Annotated in this window: 1 pseudogene; it reads left to right on the forward strand. The window is 48.9% G+C overall.

From position 1 onward, the window contains the following. A pseudogene (locus AAC854_RS23235) lies at positions 1-403 on the forward strand (helix-turn-helix domain-containing protein); the annotation flags it as partial.

A 403-nucleotide genomic window follows, 5' to 3' on the forward strand; every position in this document is an offset into this window, starting at 1 on the left:
TGGAACTCACTGAACCCGAAAAATTAATGCTGGTGGGCGAACTGGCTGACATTTATGAATCGGGTTATTACTGGAATGAAAAGGAATTAGCAGAAGGCTGTATGCACGGTGATCGTATTGCCGAAACTGAAAAACTACGCAAAGCGGCGGCGAAAGGCTTTGTTGAGCAGCTTCCTGAACCGCATACCTTGTCCGATGTCGTGCGTGAGTACCTGTACTGGGACTGGTTATATCAGATGCGTCGTGTGGCTGCCAAAGAACTTGACCCAAGCGGATACGGTGATGGTGATCGGTATTATATCTATGACCGGGAAGACTATCTTGAAAAGAAACTCGCCACTATCCAGCCGGTGAGTCGTCAGGAGGCAATAGAGGTCTGCAAGTGGGTACTGGAGGAAGAACG

Origin of the sequence: Xenorhabdus entomophaga (assembly GCF_037996725.1) — a bacterium.
GTDB classification, from domain to species: domain Bacteria; phylum Pseudomonadota; class Gammaproteobacteria; order Enterobacterales; family Enterobacteriaceae; genus Xenorhabdus; species Xenorhabdus khoisanae.